This window comes from Anaerocolumna sp. MB42-C2 (assembly GCF_030913705.1).
Lineage (GTDB): Bacteria > Bacillota > Clostridia > Lachnospirales > Lachnospiraceae > Anaerocolumna.
The window spans coordinates 2,002,285-2,018,405 of record NZ_CP133190.1 but is presented as its reverse complement, the minus strand read 5'-3'; the positions used below and the strand labels follow the sequence as shown (position 1 = coordinate 2,018,405).

The window sequence follows — 16,121 nt, the reverse complement described above, 5'->3', positions numbered from 1 at the left end:
TAAAAAAGACACATTTTATGTATATTAGGCAAAAAACATGTAGAATGTGCAAGTACTATTGTAAAAAATTAGCATTGAGCTATAATAGATAATGTAATAAGCAATTTGTTACAGTAACTATTAACCGTAAACTTTCTAAAGGAGGATTTCGAAATGAAAAATGTTCAGGAAAAGGTATGGAAATCAGTAGCAAAATGGGCTTATCAAACGGCAGGCTTATTAAAGGACACCGCTTGCACATCAATGGAGGAAAACAAAGATTTAACTGCCTTGGTACAAGCATTAGGAATTTTTTAAGTCAGCCTGGCTAACCCATGAGGGGTGGTGATGCTATGGTTACTTATGATTCATTATTCTTAATGCTTCAATTCGGCATGATATTGCTTGCAATGCTTACTTTTATCGATAACAGAAGTAATAAGCGTAGAAGATAATTATGTATGTTTGAAACCAATCATAAACGATAACTTTTTTACATAAGCGAATAATGGAAAATCGGCTAAAGATTATCTAAGTTAAAAAGAACAGAAAAACCCGAAAAATAAACTTAAGAAAATTTCTAATCTAAGCAGGAGGTTTATGCATACAATATATCCCGCATGGTACAAATGGAATTATCTATCTGTCATTGATTTTATCAGGTGTCTGACTTATAATTTAATTGGAATAATTGTGAAAAATTTGTGAACAGTTTATTTTTATATAATTGTTCACAAATTTTTCGCATTATAAGAGTACCATATTCTTGTTAGAGGCCAAATTTATTTAAGGAGGAGAATGTCTTGATAGAAGTTAAGAATTTAGTCAAAAAGTATGGGGACCATCTAGCAGTAAATAATTTAAGCTTTACGGTTGAAAAAGGTCAGATACTTGGCTTTTTAGGGCCAAATGGGGCGGGAAAGTCCACAACTATGAATATTATCACAGGTTATATATCGGCAACTGAAGGGTCAGTAGTAATTGATGGACACGATATCTTTGATGAGCCGGAGGAAGCCAAGAAACGGATTGGCTATTTACCGGAATTACCCCCGTTATATCCCGATATGACCGTAAGAGAATATCTTAATTTTGTTGCTGACCTTAAAATGGTTAAAAGATCGGAAAAAAGCAAAATGATAGCAAAGATCATGGGTATGGCAAAAATTACGGATGTATCCGACCGCTTGATCAAGCAATTATCAAAAGGTTATAAACAAAGGGTAGGTCTGGCTCAGGCCATCATTGGTTTTCCCGATGTCTTAATATTAGACGAGCCTACCGTAGGTTTAGATCCGATGCAGATAATTGAAATCAGGGATTTAATAAAGAAACTAAGTAAAGATCATACCATTATATTAAGTTCCCATATTTTATCGGAAGTTAGTGCAATCTGTGACACCGTTTTGATTATTAATAAAGGTAAATTAATTGTCAGCGATACGCCGGATAATCTATCCAAACACATCGGCGGCTCCAACGGATTACATCTTCAGATTAAAGGCACAAAAGATAAGATAAAAGCAGCTCTGGAAAACATAGCGGAAATAACAAAAATCGATTATGAATCCAGAACGAAAGACGGCATAATCAAATTAACTGCTTACTGTAAAGAAGATGATGATATACGTGAAGCAGTGTTTTATGCCTTAAGTGATGCAAGATGTCCAATCTTAAATATGCAATCCTCAAATATGTCTCTGGAAGATATCTTCCTTGAGGTAACCCAGACAAAAGGTAAGGGAAAACAAGCCAAAGGTCTTGGAAGACGGAAATTATATCCATCGAATAATGAGGCTGTCAGTCAAGCGGGCCCGGTGACAGGGCAGAATCAAGAAACGGATCATGAGGAGGAAAATTAAAGATGCTGGCAATATATAAAAAAGAGTTAAAATCTTATTTTACATCAATGACCGGATATGTATTTATCGCGTTCTTTTTAGTAATTATCGGTATATATTATGTTATTTATAATATGATTCAGCTTTATGCTAATTTTGAATATGTATTATCCGGAGTTTCCTTTATATTTGTTTTATTGGTACCGATTTTAACCATGCGTCTTATGGCAGAAGAGAAGAAACAGAAAACAGATCAGTTACTGTTTACTTCGCCTTTATCAGTAGGAAAAATAATAGCCGGTAAGTTTTTTGCAGTACTTACCATATTTTTAATAGTAATGGGAATCGTATGTCTTTACCCGTTGATTTTATTGCAATTCGGTTCCTTATCCTTAAAGGTTGCTTATGGTTCTATCTTAGGGTTTTCCTTATTGGGGGCAGCTTATATAGCAATCGGTTTATTTATCTCGGCTTTAACCGAAAGCCAGGTAGTCGCCGCAGTAGTATCGTTTGTTGTAATCTTAATCACGGCTTTAATGGACAGCCTTGTTAATCTGTTACCGAAAGATAATAAATCCGCATGGATTATCTTCTCCATTATTCTGATTCTGATTTGCTGGATTGCCTATGTTATGATGCATAATCTCACAGTATCTCTGTCTGTAGGTATTGTGGCAGAAATCGCTCTCACCGTTATATATTTACTTAAACCAACCTTATTTGACGGTTTGGTATCTAAAGTATTTAACTGGTTTTCTGTTATTGCAAGATTTGATAATTATACAAAGGGTGTATTGGATTTATCCTCCGCAGTTTATTTTATCAGTATTGTATTCCTGTTCCAGTTCTTGACGGTACAGGCAATTAAGAAACGCAGATGGAGTTAAGGAAGGGAGAGAATAAGGTGAAAGACTTAAATAATACAAATCAAGATAATTTAAATCAAGATAATTTAAATCCGGATAACTTAAATCCAGAAGATTTCAATCAGGATGAAATAAGCCAGAACGATATAGATCAGGATGATTTTAGCCAGGACGAATTTAATCAGGAAGATACCATCCAGGCCGAAGAAGAAAATCAGGATGAGATTCAGGGAACAGTAAAAAAAGAAAGTATAACTACCAAAATCAAAGCATCCTTTACATCCAGAAAATTTAAAGGCGGAGCTTATGCAACTACAATATCTGCTATTGTTATTATAATGATACTTGTAGTAAATATTTTTGTAACCGAATTAGGCCTTAAGATTGATGTAAGCAAGGAAGGCATGTATACACTTACAGATACAACAAAAGATTTTGTAAAAGAATTAAAGGATGATATTACCATCTATTATATTGCACAAACCGGTTCTGAAGATAAAACATTTAAGGAAATAGTTAATAAATATGATGCTCTGTCAGACAAGATAAAAATAGAATATAAAGATCCGGTTTTATATCCGAATTTTGCTTCTGATTATACGGATGAAAAATTAGCCGATAATAGTGTATTAGTTGTTAACAATGTGAACAAAAGAGCAAAATATGTGGCTAATTCCGATATGTATAAGACAGAAATTGATTATCAGACCTATCAGACCAATGTAACCGGTATTGATGTGGAGGGTCAGATAACTTCCGCATTACAGTATGTTACAACAAAAGACTTACCAGTTATGTATATGGTACAGGGTCATGGTGAAACAGCTATCGGTGATACACTGGCCTCTTCTTTTGCCAAGGTAAATGTAACTACGAATACTTTATCTACCTTAACGGTAAAGAGTATACCGGACGATTGCTCCATCCTGTTTATTAATGCACCTCAAAAGGATTATACTAAGGATGAAGTAGCTATGATAAAAGATTATCTGGCCAAGGGCGGGGACGCTATTATTTTAGCAGATTATGCTGCGGAGGGTCTGGATAATTTCAACAGCCTGATGAATTACTACGGCATTAGTTTTGTTAAAGGTATTGTGTTGGAAAAAGAACAAGGTTATTATATGGGCCAATATGTTAATAATCTTGTACCAAGTATGAAAAGCCATGACATAACTTCCTCCATTATCTCCGGTAAAGCATCTATCGTCGCACCATCTGCAATTGGTATACAAGTACTTGATTCTAAGAGAAGTACTACACAGATTGACCCGTTACTTACAACCTCTGATTCTGCTTACTCTAAAATTGATGTGAAATCCAATACGGTGGAAAAACAGAGCGGAGATATTGACGGACCATTTAACCTTGGTGTAGCAATAACAGAAAAATATAATGGAGTAGAATCTAAATTAGTTGTTCTCGGTTCTTCTTTACTCATTGATGAGAGTATGATGTCTTATCCGTCTATCGGCAATCTGGATTTAATGTTAAATTCCATTAACTTTGTTGCTGATAAAGAAAGCAATTTGGCGATACGTACAAGAAGTGTGACTCAGCAGTATTTAACCATGAATGCGGCACAGGTTAATTTCTGGGCAATCGTTATTGTGGTTGTAATTCCGGTATTTGTATTGGCTTTTGGCGGTTATATCTGCATCAGAAGGAGGAAAAAATAATGGCAGGCAGTAAGAAAAAGAAAAATCTAACACTTATTGTATTGCTGATAGCTATGATTTTGATGATTGCAGCCTGTTTTTCTCTGATAAAATATAAGGATAAAAAAGCTGCAAACAGCAGCGAAGATTCCACGAAAGAGACAGAAACCATAGCTAAGGTAGATGAGGATACTATCCAGACCATCTATTTTAAGAATAAAGATAATGAGATGACGCTAGTTAAAGGGGAAGACGGCAACTGGAAGAGTTCGGAAGATGAAGCTTTTCCGGTTAATCAAACCAATGCTGGAAATATGGCGAAAGCTTTTACAGACATAGCTTCTTCCAGAACAATCACAGAAGGTGTGGATAAGTTATCCGATTTTGGTCTGGATAAGCCGGCTATCACGGCAACTGCAACTGCAAAAGACGGTACGAAAACAACGATTACCCTTGGCAACGAAGTGCCTATTAGCGGCGGCTATTATGGAACATTGAATGGTGAAAAGAAAGTTTACGTACTTACAGCAGCATTATACAATAATTTTAACTATACATTAGAGAAGATGACAGCGGTGGAAAGCATTCCATCCATAACAGCAACAAATATTACACATCTTACTGTTTTGAACAAAGACAAACCTGGGTTTGAGATTAGTTATGACGGAAGTAAAGCTGCGGATTTCGCGGGTCTGACCCAATGGTCCATGAAGCAGCCATATAAAACAACAATTCCGGCAGATACGGATGCAGTAAATACCTTATTAGGCAATTATTCCTCTATGTCCTTTACATCCTGTGTGGATTACAATGCAGTGGATCTTAGCAAGTATGGTCTGGAGGATCCGGCAGCCAGTGTATCCCTTGAATATTTTGAAGAATATACGAAAGATAAAGCTACTGCGGATGATAAAGCTTCTACCGAGACGGCGGACAGTAATACAAAAGATGCTAAGGAAGAAGAAAAAACAAAAATTAACTATACTTTAGACCTGTTAATCGGATCAAAAGATGCAGACGGAAATTATTATGTAAAGACTAAGGATTCCAAAGCAGTAAATATTATGAGTGCGGATGCAGTGGATAAATTAATTACCATCGATGCATACAGTAATGTTGATCATTACGTTAATTTAGTCAATTTGGATTCCATAAATCAACTTGATATCAATTTCGACGGTAAAACATATACCTTGTCTGCCGAAAAAGCGGAAGATACAAAAGAGGATACCCAGACAAAGGACGATACCCAGTCTGGCGACTCGAAAAAGAAAGAAGATACAAATTATTATTTTAACGGGACTAAGGTCGGAGAAGATGACTTTAAGAGCTTATATCAGACAATTATCTCTCCGACAACGGAACGGGATATACCGAAAGAGTATTTTACAAGTAATACCGATCAGAAACCTGTTATGACTTTAACCTATCATCAAACCGATGGTAATAAGATAGAAATACAATATAAACCTTATGATGACAGTTATTATGTGGTAAATACCAACGGTTTGGAATATTTCCTTACCGATTTGAGAAAAGTTAATGATATTAAGACAGCTTTAGTCAACTTTATGAAAAATAAGTAATAATTTATCAAAGAAAAAGGGCCGTATGAACGAGCTCTTTTTCTTTTGACAAAATTACCATTCTAAAATTAGTTGACATATTCTCGGATACCACGTATATAATTGTAATACAAGCAGTATGAAACATACTTAAATTTCATACCATTGTATATGGATTTTACAAATTTTAGGCTGTTATGTGAGTATTTGATTAGGTTATGCGGAAATAAAAGAATGGATATTTGCATGGGGACATGCAGGTGGGAGTCATATGAAAAAAAAGCTATGGTTGATGAGTATCTGTATCTGTTTACTTATCATTATATTTGCCGGAAATATTTATAAACAATTAAATCAGAATAAGGAATTAAACACTGCCGGGCAGCAGGTTACGATTTTGGATGACAAAAATAAAATGACTGTAAAAGAAGCCTTACGATTGCTTGGTTTTCTTGGTATGTCAAAGGATCAGGACAGCGAAGAATTACTTACTAAGAAAGAGGAAGAATATTTTAGTTTTAGCGATGGAAAAACTGCCCTTACAAAAGTTTGCAATGAACTTTCCATTAAGGAAAAAGATGTTACGGATAAGTTATCTTTTGATCTCTTAGGCGGAACGGACAGTCAGAATATGACGGAAGAGGAATTTCTGGATCTTTTTGAAAGTATTTTAGCTGCAGTTCCCATAGATAAAAAGCCGGTAACGGAAATAACGATGTTTGTATTAGGAAAACAGACCAAACAGGGAACCGGTACGGAGGATGTTATTGTTACGGATCAAGGTCATTATACCTATACAGATACAAAAAGTTATGAAGATTTGTATACCAACGGAATTCTTAACTTAACCAATAAAAACACGGTTGAGAATGCGGGGGATAAGACAGAGGAAACCACAGATCAAAAGCCTGGCACCCTATTCCAGCCTGATAATTATATTGACTGCAAGGTAATGGCGTATGTCAGCGGTAATAAACTGGTATATGTTAAAGATATCTTAAAGGAAGAGACAACCTTACACAATGTATGGATTACATCTGGTGAAAGCAGTACGGTAACTGCTTTCTTAAATGATATTTCAAGAGATTTTACTACCAGATATAAATTGTCTAAGGAGATCAAAGGGCAAATCGGTGATCTGGTTATCCAGGATAAAGAAATTATTAAAATAAGCATCAAACCTGATAAAATCAATGGCAAGGTATTGGTAGCAAACCAGGATTACATAGAAATTGAGGGATATGGTAAAGTCGATTTAGACGATAATTATAAGATCTATAAAATTTATGATGAATTATCCATGGAGGTTACCAATAGCATACTGGTTGGTTATACAGCAACGGATTTTGTTGTAGCCGACGGTAAAATTGTTGCCGCTTTAATAAAAGAAGCGATAAAAGCAAAAAACATAAGGGTTCTAATAAAGACCAGCGATTTTAAAGATATTTACCATGATAAAGTGCAACTGACAGCTACAAAAGATTTTACACTTACGGCAGGGGATACAATTAAGTCTTATAAAGCCGGCAAGAAAATAACCATAGAGCCAAATAACAAACTGCTAAAGGAAGGGCGTATACGGATTGAGACAAAATCAGAAAATGGTAAGATTAAACTACTTTCCATAAAACGTTCCGAAGATAATCCGTCCTATCGTGGTGCCATGGAAATATCATCAGCAGAAAATGGTCTAATCGTTATTAATGAACTTCCGATTGAAGAATACCTTTATGCGGTAATCCCCAGCGAGATGCCGTCGGACTATGGGGAAGAAGCACTGAAAGTACAGGCAATCTGTGCCAGAAGTTATGCTTATAATCAATTGTTTGCCAATGGTTACAGTCAATACGGAGCTCATGTAGATGACAGTGTAAGTTATCAGGTTTATAATAATATTCCTGAAAATGATGCAACTATACTGGCGGTAAAAGATACCTACGGAAAAGTTATCAGATACAGTGATGCAGTAATCACTGCGTATTATTTTTCTACCTCCTGCGGCCATACCGCTTCTTTGAACGAGGTATGGGGAAGCAGCGAGAGAGTGGATTACCTTCTTGGTAAGATGCAGACTATTTATGATGTGGTGAATGGGGAGGCTGTATATGCATCCTCCGGTTCACCCGATGGAGTAAACTTCTCAACAGAAAAAGTGTTCAGAGATTTTATTATAAAACCACCGAAAGACACCTATGATAGTAAATTCCCTTGGTACCGATGGGATGTAACCATTACCAAAGCTGACTTAAAAAAATCAATCGATAAGAATCTGTCCAACCGTTATAAGGCTAACCCTGATTTAATACAGACACTGGTTGGCGGTGATGTTAATGAAAATCCCAAGTATGAAAGCATACCGGTGAGTACCATAGGAACGGTTAAGGATGTATTGGCCAGCAAGCGGGAAAAAAGCGGTATTTTATCTGCTATCGTATTAGTTGGCTCCGACTGTACCATTAAGGTGCAATCCGAATATAATATCCGAACTCTGCTTGCACCTATAGAGGATGAAGTTGTTCGTAAGGATAAAAGCAAAATATCCGATCTGGGAATGCTGCCAAGTGCATTTTTTGTAATGGATAAATCAGAAAAAAGTATAACATTCCACGGCGGCGGTTATGGTCACGGTGTAGGTATGAGCCAGAATGGAGTAAAAGCAATGGCAGATTCCGGTAAAAATTATGAGGAAATTATTAAACATTATTATACCGGAGTTGATATTGGATACATTTATTAAGCTCTCCGGGGGATGCGCATTCATGTATATGGAATTATGCCAGCCAGGTTGGCAGGATGCACATAACGCGCTTAAGGAAGATGTCACTGTCGTGACAGCACGTCAGCGCTAGAGTCTGGCAAGCCAGACTCTTTCTTAATAGGTTTATACGTCCTTTTTATGATTGGAATCAGCGGAATTCTCGGATGCACGAATTTTTTGCGAAGAGGAGAAGTTATTGTTTTTATACTCTTTTCTATGTTTAAAAATATATTTTAAATAATAAATCAGATCTCCCGATGAGAGTACTACATTAATTTCTCCTCCGATGAAAAGTATGTGCATACAAAAATAAAACCATAACATAAACAGAACAATGGCCGTGAGACTGCCGTACATTCTGGAGTAATTGCTCATATTATCAATATAAAAGGAATACAGATAGGAAAAACCCATCCATCCGGCTGCAGATATAACTGCACCCGGTAATTCTTTATAGACTTTAGTAGAGCGGTTTGGAATAACAATATATATCAGTAAAAAAAATAGTGTCAGGATCAAAAGACCTGCTATGGTACGGATACTTATAATAACTAAGGCTAGATCTCTTAATATTGGGATTTTACTTTCAATCCAGATGTATAAGCGGTTACCAAATACTAATATTACTAAGGTTACTATCATCATAATGGCAAAGATAAAGGTATATATAGCAGAAATAAACCGTAATTTTAAATAACTTCTGGTTTCCCTAATCGCGTAAACGGAGTTTAATCCTTTTATTATTGCTAAAATTCCCCGGGAAGCCGACCAGAGGGCCGATATAGCCGTTATCGAAATAATTGTGCCTGAGGCCTTATCATATATTTCTGATATTATACTAATAATCAGGGAAGTTACACTGTTTGGAAAAATCTGAGTTAATGTTGACATAAGTACACTCTCCGTAATCGGTAAATACTGCAGCAGTGTTAATAACAACATAATAAAAGGGAAAAAAGATATCATAACAAAAAAAGCTGCCTGCGCAGAAAATGCAGTTATAAAATCATCTCTTACTTTTCTGTTAAATGCACGAATTATTTTATATATTGAAATTGCTATATTCATAGGATACCTCGCCGGACATTCCACTTAAAAAGTGTAATATCGTGATTATATTTTAGTATATGTAATCATTTGCGACCTTAGTCTTAAGAAAAATATACTTCGTATAATTATAACATTAAATAGTTGAAAATGTGTTATAAATTACTGGATTATATTGACATATTATCAGAAAAGTGATAGCTTTAATTGTAGTAATTTGACTAAAAATGTCGAAACAGAGAAGGAGGGGCATTCGGGCTATGATTTCCCGTAAATGTAAATGTAATCGCAAATATACTTTCGGAACCTTCTTATGTTTGCGAAATAGTGAAGTTTCATCCATAATGAGGAGCTGCTTGTAAGGCTCTGACTAAAATTCAAAGGAGTAGATAGAATGAAAGTTTTAAACAAACTAAAGATCAGGACAAAACTAATACTTTTAATTACATTTATGGTAGGCTGTACGTTTGTGATTGGAGCGGTTGGTTACAATTACACGAACAAATCCCATATTGCCCTGGCAAACATTTATGACCAGAATTTAGTGTCCATTGAATTATTAAGTGATGTAAGAACACAAGCCAGAGCCAATTATGCCAATGCACTGAAATTAATGGTTGTATCGGATTCGGCAGCACAGGACGAAACAAAGAAAGATATCGATGCAAGAATAGAAAAATTAAAGAATGATTTAGACGAATACAGTAAACAAAATCTGGATTCAAAAGAAAAAGAACAATATGAAATAATTCAGAAAAAGCTGGAAGAATGGTATTCCATCTTTAATAATATCAGAGATCTAACAGATTCCGGCAAAACGAGGGAGGCTGTTAATGTTTTTCAAGAATCAGGGAATGATATCTTTGAAGAACTGCAGACCTGTATTCGGGATTTGGCAGATTATACTATGAAAGAAGCAGAGACTACCTATCAGAAAAATAGTGCGGCTGATCGGGAGGCTATCTTATTTTTAGCTATTCTCATAGTAAGTGTTACAATTATCTCCATTCTGTTTGGAGTGTTAATTATAGTGTCCATTACCAAACCGCTAAACAAACTGGTTGTTTTTATCAAAAAAACTTCTAATCTGGACCTTGTCTATGATAATTCCTTTGAAAAACTTATGAATTACAAAGGAGAAGTAGGCATTATGGTTAATTCTGTTTTGGAAATGAGAAATGCACTCAGGAATATGGCGGATAATATTATTGCCGTGTCCAATAACCTTGCTGATAATTCCAAAGATCTTGCTGATTCTACGGATGAAAGTTCAAAAACCATTAATCAGGTAGTAAATGCTATTAATGAAATTGCAGAAGGAAATAACAGTCAGGCGGAGATAATTACAAAAGCAAGTGCTGCCTTAAAAGACGTTACAAACAGTATTGATGAAGTAAACAAAGATACATTAATTAATGCCAAGAATGCAGAAAGTTCACTTGAGATTGTAAAAGAAGGACAAAAAGCCGTGGACATAACAATCCTTAAGATGCAGGATAATATTTCAGTTACCGGTGATGTAGGTGAATCCATACGTGAATTAAGTGATTTAATGCTGGAAGTCAATAGTATTACAGGTTTGATTAATGAGATAGCATCCCAGACGAATCTTCTTGCATTAAATGCTGCTATTGAAGCTGCCAGAGCCGGTGAAGCGGGAAAAGGATTTGCTGTTGTTGCAGAAGAAATAAGAAAACTGGCTGAGGGTTCTACTTCAGCTGCAAAGGAGATTTCAGATATTATAGATAGCACTGTTACTAAGAATAAAATAGCAGAAGAGAATATGGATAAAGTGAAAGAAATCGTAACTGAACAGGAAGAAGCAGCTCGCATTACAAAAGAAGTGTTTGATAAAATTAAAACATCTGTACAGGATATAGCAGATAAAACGAAAAATTCGTCGGCAGTTATTAATAAGATAGATAAAGCCTCAAGAGAAATATCAGCAAAAACCCAGGATATGGCAGCTGTTGCAGAAGAGTCCGCAGCAAGTTCCGAAGAAATATCTGCTTCAAGTGAAGAGCAACTGGCTTCCATGGAAGAGATTTCAAAAGCAGCTGATAGATTATCAGATATGGCTGTGGAATTAAAAATGGAAATTAATAAGTTTAAGATATAATCAATCTACCCTTGACAACAGAAAAATATATGCTAAAATGAGTCATATATGTTAAAGGCTATGAAGGTGTAATGCAGATGTGGTATTTTACAATTGCATGCCAGATAATTATTTTCTTGCAGAGAGAGGAAGTCACCGGCTGAAAGCTTCCTTAAGTTCAGATAATTATTGATTTTCCCACCGGAGCCTCATCTTTGAAACAAGCAGTAGGAGATGACGTTTTGGCACGTTACGCTGACTTAAAGTGCCTATGTTTTTGGGATTTTTGTAAATGAAGATTACAATACTTAGGAATTTGGGTGGTACCGCGGAGTACACATTACCAGAAGGTAAGTGTATTATCATGAATGATATGATTCCGTCCCTGTTTTTGCAGGGACGGATTTTTTTATTTAAAAGGAAAGTTCACCGAGCTTCTCTTTTAAATAAAAAGCCCGAAAATTCCTTTAGACAAATAATCAGATAGGATGCGTAAGGGTGCATAAAGAAAGGAGAGTAATATGAAAGAGAAATTAAAAGCTATAGTAGACCAAGCCTTAGAAAAGATTCAAGCTTCCGAAGAATTAGACAAATTAAATGATATCAGAGTTGCATTTTTGGGTAAAAAAGGGGAATTGACTGAAATTTTAAAATCCATGAAAGATGTGGCACCTGCAGACAGACCGGTAATCGGGCAATTAGTGAATGAAGCCAGGACTGCTCTGGAAGAAAAATTAGACGAAAAAAAGAATTATTTTGCTAAAAAACTTAGAGAAGAACAAATACAGAAAGAAACCATAGATGTTACCCTGCCGGCTAAAAAACCAATGGTCGGCCATCGTCATCCCAACTCCATTGCTTTAGATGAAGTAGAGAGAATATTTGTAGGAATGGGATATGAAGTAGTGGAGGGTCCGGAAGTAGAATACGATTATTATAATTTTGAAGCTCTAAATATTCCTGCAAACCATCCTGCTAAGGATGAACAGGACACGTTCTATATTACTGGAGATATCTTATTAAGAACCCAGACTTCACCGGTTCAAGTCAGGGAGATGGAGAAAGGGAAATTGCCTATTCGTATTCTGGCACCCGGTAAAGTATACCGTTCCGATGAAGTAGATGCTACACATTCTCCCAACTTCCATCAGATTGAAGGACTAGTAATAGATAAAAATATAACCTTTGCAGATTTAAAAGGTACCCTTGCAGAATTTGCAAAACAATTATTTGGCGAAAACACCAAAGTTAAGTTCAGACCCCATCATTTTCCTTTTACCGAGCCGAGTGCAGAAGTAGATGTATCCTGCTTTAAATGCGGCGGAAAAGGATGCCGCTTCTGTAAAGGATCCGGATGGATTGAAATTTTAGGCTGTGGTATGGTTCATCCGAAAGTTCTTAAAATGAGCGGTATTGATCCGGAGGAATATTCCGGTTTTGCTTTTGGTGTAGGGTTAGAACGTATTGCATTATTAAAATATGAAATTGATGATATGAGATTACTCTATGAAAATGACGTACGTTTCTTAAAACAATTTTAGGTCTTTTACAGGAACAGAGCATAGAGGTATAACTGATTACAAATCACTGTTGTAAGTAACTGTGAACTTATTATCATATAGGATAATAAGCTGTGCAGTTACCTGAAGATTAATTATATAGGAGGGTTAATGGGATATGAACACACCATTATCATGGATAAAAGCATATGTGCCGGATTTGGATGTATCGGGACAGGAATATACGGACGGTATGACTCTAAGCGGAACCAAAGTAGAAGGGTATGAAAAGCTGGATGCTGATTTGGATAAAATCGTGGTAGGTAAGATTTTAAAAATTGAAAGGCATCCGGATGCAGATAAACTGATTGTATGTCAGGTGCAGATTACGGAAGAGGGAGAGACCGTTCAGATCGTGACGGGTGCTCCCAATGTAAAGGAAGGGGATATCGTACCGGTAGTTTTAGACGGAGGCCGTGTAGCAGGAGGCCATGACGGCAGTAAAACACCGGGCGGAATTAAAATTAAGAAGGGAAAGCTTCGTGGAATCGAGTCCTGCGGTATGATGTGCTCCATAGAAGAATTAGGTTCCAGTAAGGAAATGTACCCTGATGCACCGGATAACGGAATCTATATTTTCAGTGACAACCAAGCCTATGACGGAATTAAAATCGGTTCCAGCGCAATTTCTGTTTTAGGTCTTGATGATATAGTTTTTGAATATGAAATAACCTCGAATCGTGTTGACTGCTTTGGAGTGATAGGAATAGCAAGGGAAGCAGCGGCTACGTTCGGTAAATCTTTTCAGCCTCCCTTTGTAAAAACAACCGGTAATAATGAAAATGCGGGTGACTATATTTCTGTAGATATTCAGGATAAAGACCTTTGCAGCCGTTATGTGGCTAGAATTGTGAAGAATATTAAACTTGGTCCGTCACCTCTTTGGATGCAGAGAAGATTAGCTGCCTGCGGAATTCGTCCAATCAATAATCTGGTTGACATTACCAATTATGTTATGGAAGAATATTCTCAGCCTATGCATGCCTATGACCTGGATTTGGTTGCAGGTAAGAAAATTATTGTCAGAAGAGGGAAAGACGGTGAGAAATTCCAGACTTTGGACGGACAGGTAAGAAAAATTGATTCTTCTATTCTGATGATCTGCGATGCCGAAAAACCGGTCGGTATTGCAGGTATCATGGGCGGGGAAAATTCTAAGATTACAGATGATGTTAAGACTTTATTATTTGAAGCGGCCTGCTTTAATGGTACCAATATCCGTTTGTCCGGTAAGAAACTTGGTCTTAGAACCGATGCTGCAGCAAAATTTGAAAAGGGCTTAGATCCTAACACCGCTATGGAAGCTATAAATCGCGCCTGCCAGTTGATTGAAGAGTTAGGTGCTGGGGAAGTAGTAGGCGGAGCAGTTGATATCTATCCTGAGGTGAGACAATCAAAAAGAATACCGTTTAATTATGAGAGGACAAATAAGTTATTAGGTACCAGTTTAGATAAACAGACTATGATAGGTTATTTTAAAATGATTGATTTGGATTATGATGAAACAACTGGTGAAGTTATTGTACCAAGCTGGAGACAGGATGTGGAGTGCCAGGCTGATTTAAATGAAGAAGTAGCACGTTTCTATGGCTACGCTAATATCCCTACAACTCTGCCGACCGGAGAGGCAACTACCGGTAAATTGTCCTTTAAATTACGTATTGAGAATATGGCTAGAAATATAGCAGAACAGTTTGGATTTAACGAGGGTATGAATTACTCTTTTGAAAGTCCTAAAGTATTTGATAAACTCCTGATTCCTGCCGACGATAAACTTCGTAATACCTTAATCATATCAAACCCCTTGGGAGAAGATTTCAGTATTATGAGAACGATATCCTTAAATGGTATGTTAGAGTCACTTTCAACGAATTATAACAGAAGAAACAAAAATGTCCGCTTATATGAACTTGGAAGCATCTACCTGCCAAAGGCATTTCCTGTTACCGAATTGCCGGACGAAAGAATGCAGTTTACCTTAGGAATGTATGGTGAGGGGGATTTCTTTGATTTAAAAGGTGTTGTAGAAGAATATTTAGAGAAAATAGGAATGAAGAAATTAATTTCCTACGATCCTAAAGCAGGAAAGTCATTCCTGCATCCCGGACGCCAGGCAAATATTATATACGACAATATAATAATCGGTTATATCGGTGAAGTTCATCCGGATGTACTGGATAACTATGATATTGGTGAGAAAGCCTATGTAGCGGTACTTGATATACCGGAGGTCGTTTCCCGCGCCTCCTTTGATGTAAAATACGAAGGAATTGCCAAATATCCTGCTATTTCCCGTGATATCAGTATGGTAATGCCAAAGACTATTTTGGCAGGTGATGTAGAGGCAGTCATCCGTAAAAACGGCGGTCACATTTTAGAAAGCTACCATTTATTTGATGTCTACGAAGGAAGTCAGATTAAAGAAGGTTATAAATCCATGGCATACTCCATCAGTTTCAGGGCAAAAGACAGAACGCTTGAAGACAAGGACGTAACCGAAGTGATGAAGAAAATTCTGGATGGTCTGAGTAAACTGGGAATTGAGTTAAGGCAGTAGGAACAAAAAGCTGTTGCAAAAATTGCAGCAGCTTTTTCTCATATTTCAGGTAAAAGATGACGATATAGCTTAATAAATAGAAATTTATGCGTTTTAGACTAAATTCTGACAAATTTGGATATTATTATTATAGTTGGAAATTAATTTATGAAAATGAAAGGTAATTGCACAACAAGGCAATTACCCATTAAAA

11 protein-coding genes are annotated in these 16,121 nt (G+C 36.4%); 10 read left to right on the top strand and 1 reads right to left on the bottom strand.

Annotation, left to right across the window (positions count from 1 at the left end; all coding sequences use genetic code 11):
- Positions 1–153 precede the first annotated feature (153 nt).
- The 7 genes from RBU59_RS09025 (at position 154) to RBU59_RS08995 (ending at position 8,646) form a co-directional block, all read left to right on the top strand.
- Entirely contained in the window at positions 154–297 is a 144-nt protein-coding gene (locus RBU59_RS09025) for a hypothetical protein (protein WP_308147549.1), read from the top strand.
- A 35-nt stretch (positions 298–332) separates the two neighbouring features.
- Entirely contained in the window at positions 333–434 is a 102-nt protein-coding gene (locus RBU59_RS09020; protein ID WP_308147548.1) for a putative holin-like toxin, read from the top strand.
- Between the two features lie 348 nt (positions 435–782).
- Entirely contained in the window at positions 783–1,841 is a 1,059-nt protein-coding gene (locus RBU59_RS09015) for an ABC transporter ATP-binding protein (protein WP_308147547.1), read from the top strand.
- A gap of 2 nt (positions 1,842–1,843) precedes the next feature.
- Positions 1,844–2,707, top strand: a complete 864-nt coding sequence (locus tag RBU59_RS09010) for an ABC transporter permease (RefSeq protein WP_308147546.1) — start codon at positions 1,844–1,846, stop codon at positions 2,705–2,707.
- A 17-nt stretch (positions 2,708–2,724) separates the two neighbouring features.
- On the top strand, positions 2,725–4,365 hold the full coding sequence (locus tag RBU59_RS09005; RefSeq protein ID WP_308147545.1) for a GldG family protein: 1,641 nt from the start codon (positions 2,725–2,727) through the stop codon (positions 4,363–4,365).
- A complete protein-coding gene (locus RBU59_RS09000) occupies positions 4,365–5,930 on the top strand; it encodes a DUF4340 domain-containing protein (protein ID WP_308147544.1) in 1,566 nt (521 codons plus the stop codon). The genes RBU59_RS09005 and RBU59_RS09000 overlap by 1 nt, the downstream gene beginning before the upstream one ends.
- 250 nt (positions 5,931–6,180) lie before the next feature.
- Positions 6,181–8,646, top strand: coding sequence for a SpoIID/LytB domain-containing protein (locus RBU59_RS08995; protein ID WP_308147543.1), 2,466 nt, complete (start codon positions 6,181–6,183; stop codon positions 8,644–8,646).
- 144 nt (positions 8,647–8,790) lie between these two features.
- On the opposite strand, the gene RBU59_RS08990 is transcribed toward RBU59_RS08995, so the two are convergent.
- Positions 8,791–9,735, bottom strand: coding sequence for a YihY/virulence factor BrkB family protein (locus RBU59_RS08990; protein ID WP_308147542.1), 945 nt, complete (start codon positions 9,733–9,735; stop codon positions 8,791–8,793).
- 373 nt (positions 9,736–10,108) lie between these two features.
- Here RBU59_RS08990 and RBU59_RS08985 point away from each other — a divergent pair, with 373 nt between their 5' ends.
- From RBU59_RS08985 to pheT, 3 genes are all read left to right on the top strand, one after another.
- Complete coding sequence (locus tag RBU59_RS08985) at positions 10,109–11,833, top strand: methyl-accepting chemotaxis protein (protein WP_308147541.1); 1,725 nt, start codon at positions 10,109–10,111, stop codon at positions 11,831–11,833.
- Between the two features lie 500 nt (positions 11,834–12,333).
- Positions 12,334–13,353, top strand: coding sequence for a phenylalanine--tRNA ligase subunit alpha (gene pheS / locus RBU59_RS08980; protein ID WP_308147540.1), 1,020 nt, complete (start codon positions 12,334–12,336; stop codon positions 13,351–13,353).
- A gap of 136 nt (positions 13,354–13,489) precedes the next feature.
- Entirely contained in the window at positions 13,490–15,928 is a 2,439-nt protein-coding gene (gene pheT / locus RBU59_RS08975) for a phenylalanine--tRNA ligase subunit beta (RefSeq protein WP_308147539.1), read from the top strand.
- The last annotated feature ends 193 nt before the right edge of the window (positions 15,929–16,121 follow it).

Excerpts from the sequence above, each read along its gene's own strand:
- RBU59_RS08995 (WP_308147543.1), top strand. The coding sequence starts at position 6,181 with ATGAAAAAAAAGCTATGGTTGATGAGTATCTGTATCTGTTTACTTATC.
- RBU59_RS08985 (WP_308147541.1), top strand. The coding sequence starts at position 10,109 with ATGAAAGTTTTAAACAAACTAAAGATCAGGACAAAACTAATACTTTTA.
- pheS (WP_308147540.1), top strand. The coding sequence starts at position 12,334 with ATGAAAGAGAAATTAAAAGCTATAGTAGACCAAGCCTTAGAAAAGATT.
- RBU59_RS09010 (WP_308147546.1), top strand. The coding sequence starts at position 1,844 with ATGCTGGCAATATATAAAAAAGAGTTAAAATCTTATTTTACATCAATG.
- RBU59_RS09000 (WP_308147544.1), top strand. The coding sequence starts at position 4,365 with ATGGCAGGCAGTAAGAAAAAGAAAAATCTAACACTTATTGTATTGCTG.
- RBU59_RS08990 (WP_308147542.1), bottom strand. The coding sequence starts at position 9,735 with ATGAATATAGCAATTTCAATATATAAAATAATTCGTGCATTTAACAGA.
- pheT (WP_308147539.1), top strand. The coding sequence starts at position 13,490 with ATGAACACACCATTATCATGGATAAAAGCATATGTGCCGGATTTGGAT.
- RBU59_RS09025 (WP_308147549.1), top strand. The coding sequence starts at position 154 with ATGAAAAATGTTCAGGAAAAGGTATGGAAATCAGTAGCAAAATGGGCT.
- RBU59_RS09020 (WP_308147548.1), top strand. The coding sequence starts at position 333 with ATGGTTACTTATGATTCATTATTCTTAATGCTTCAATTCGGCATGATA.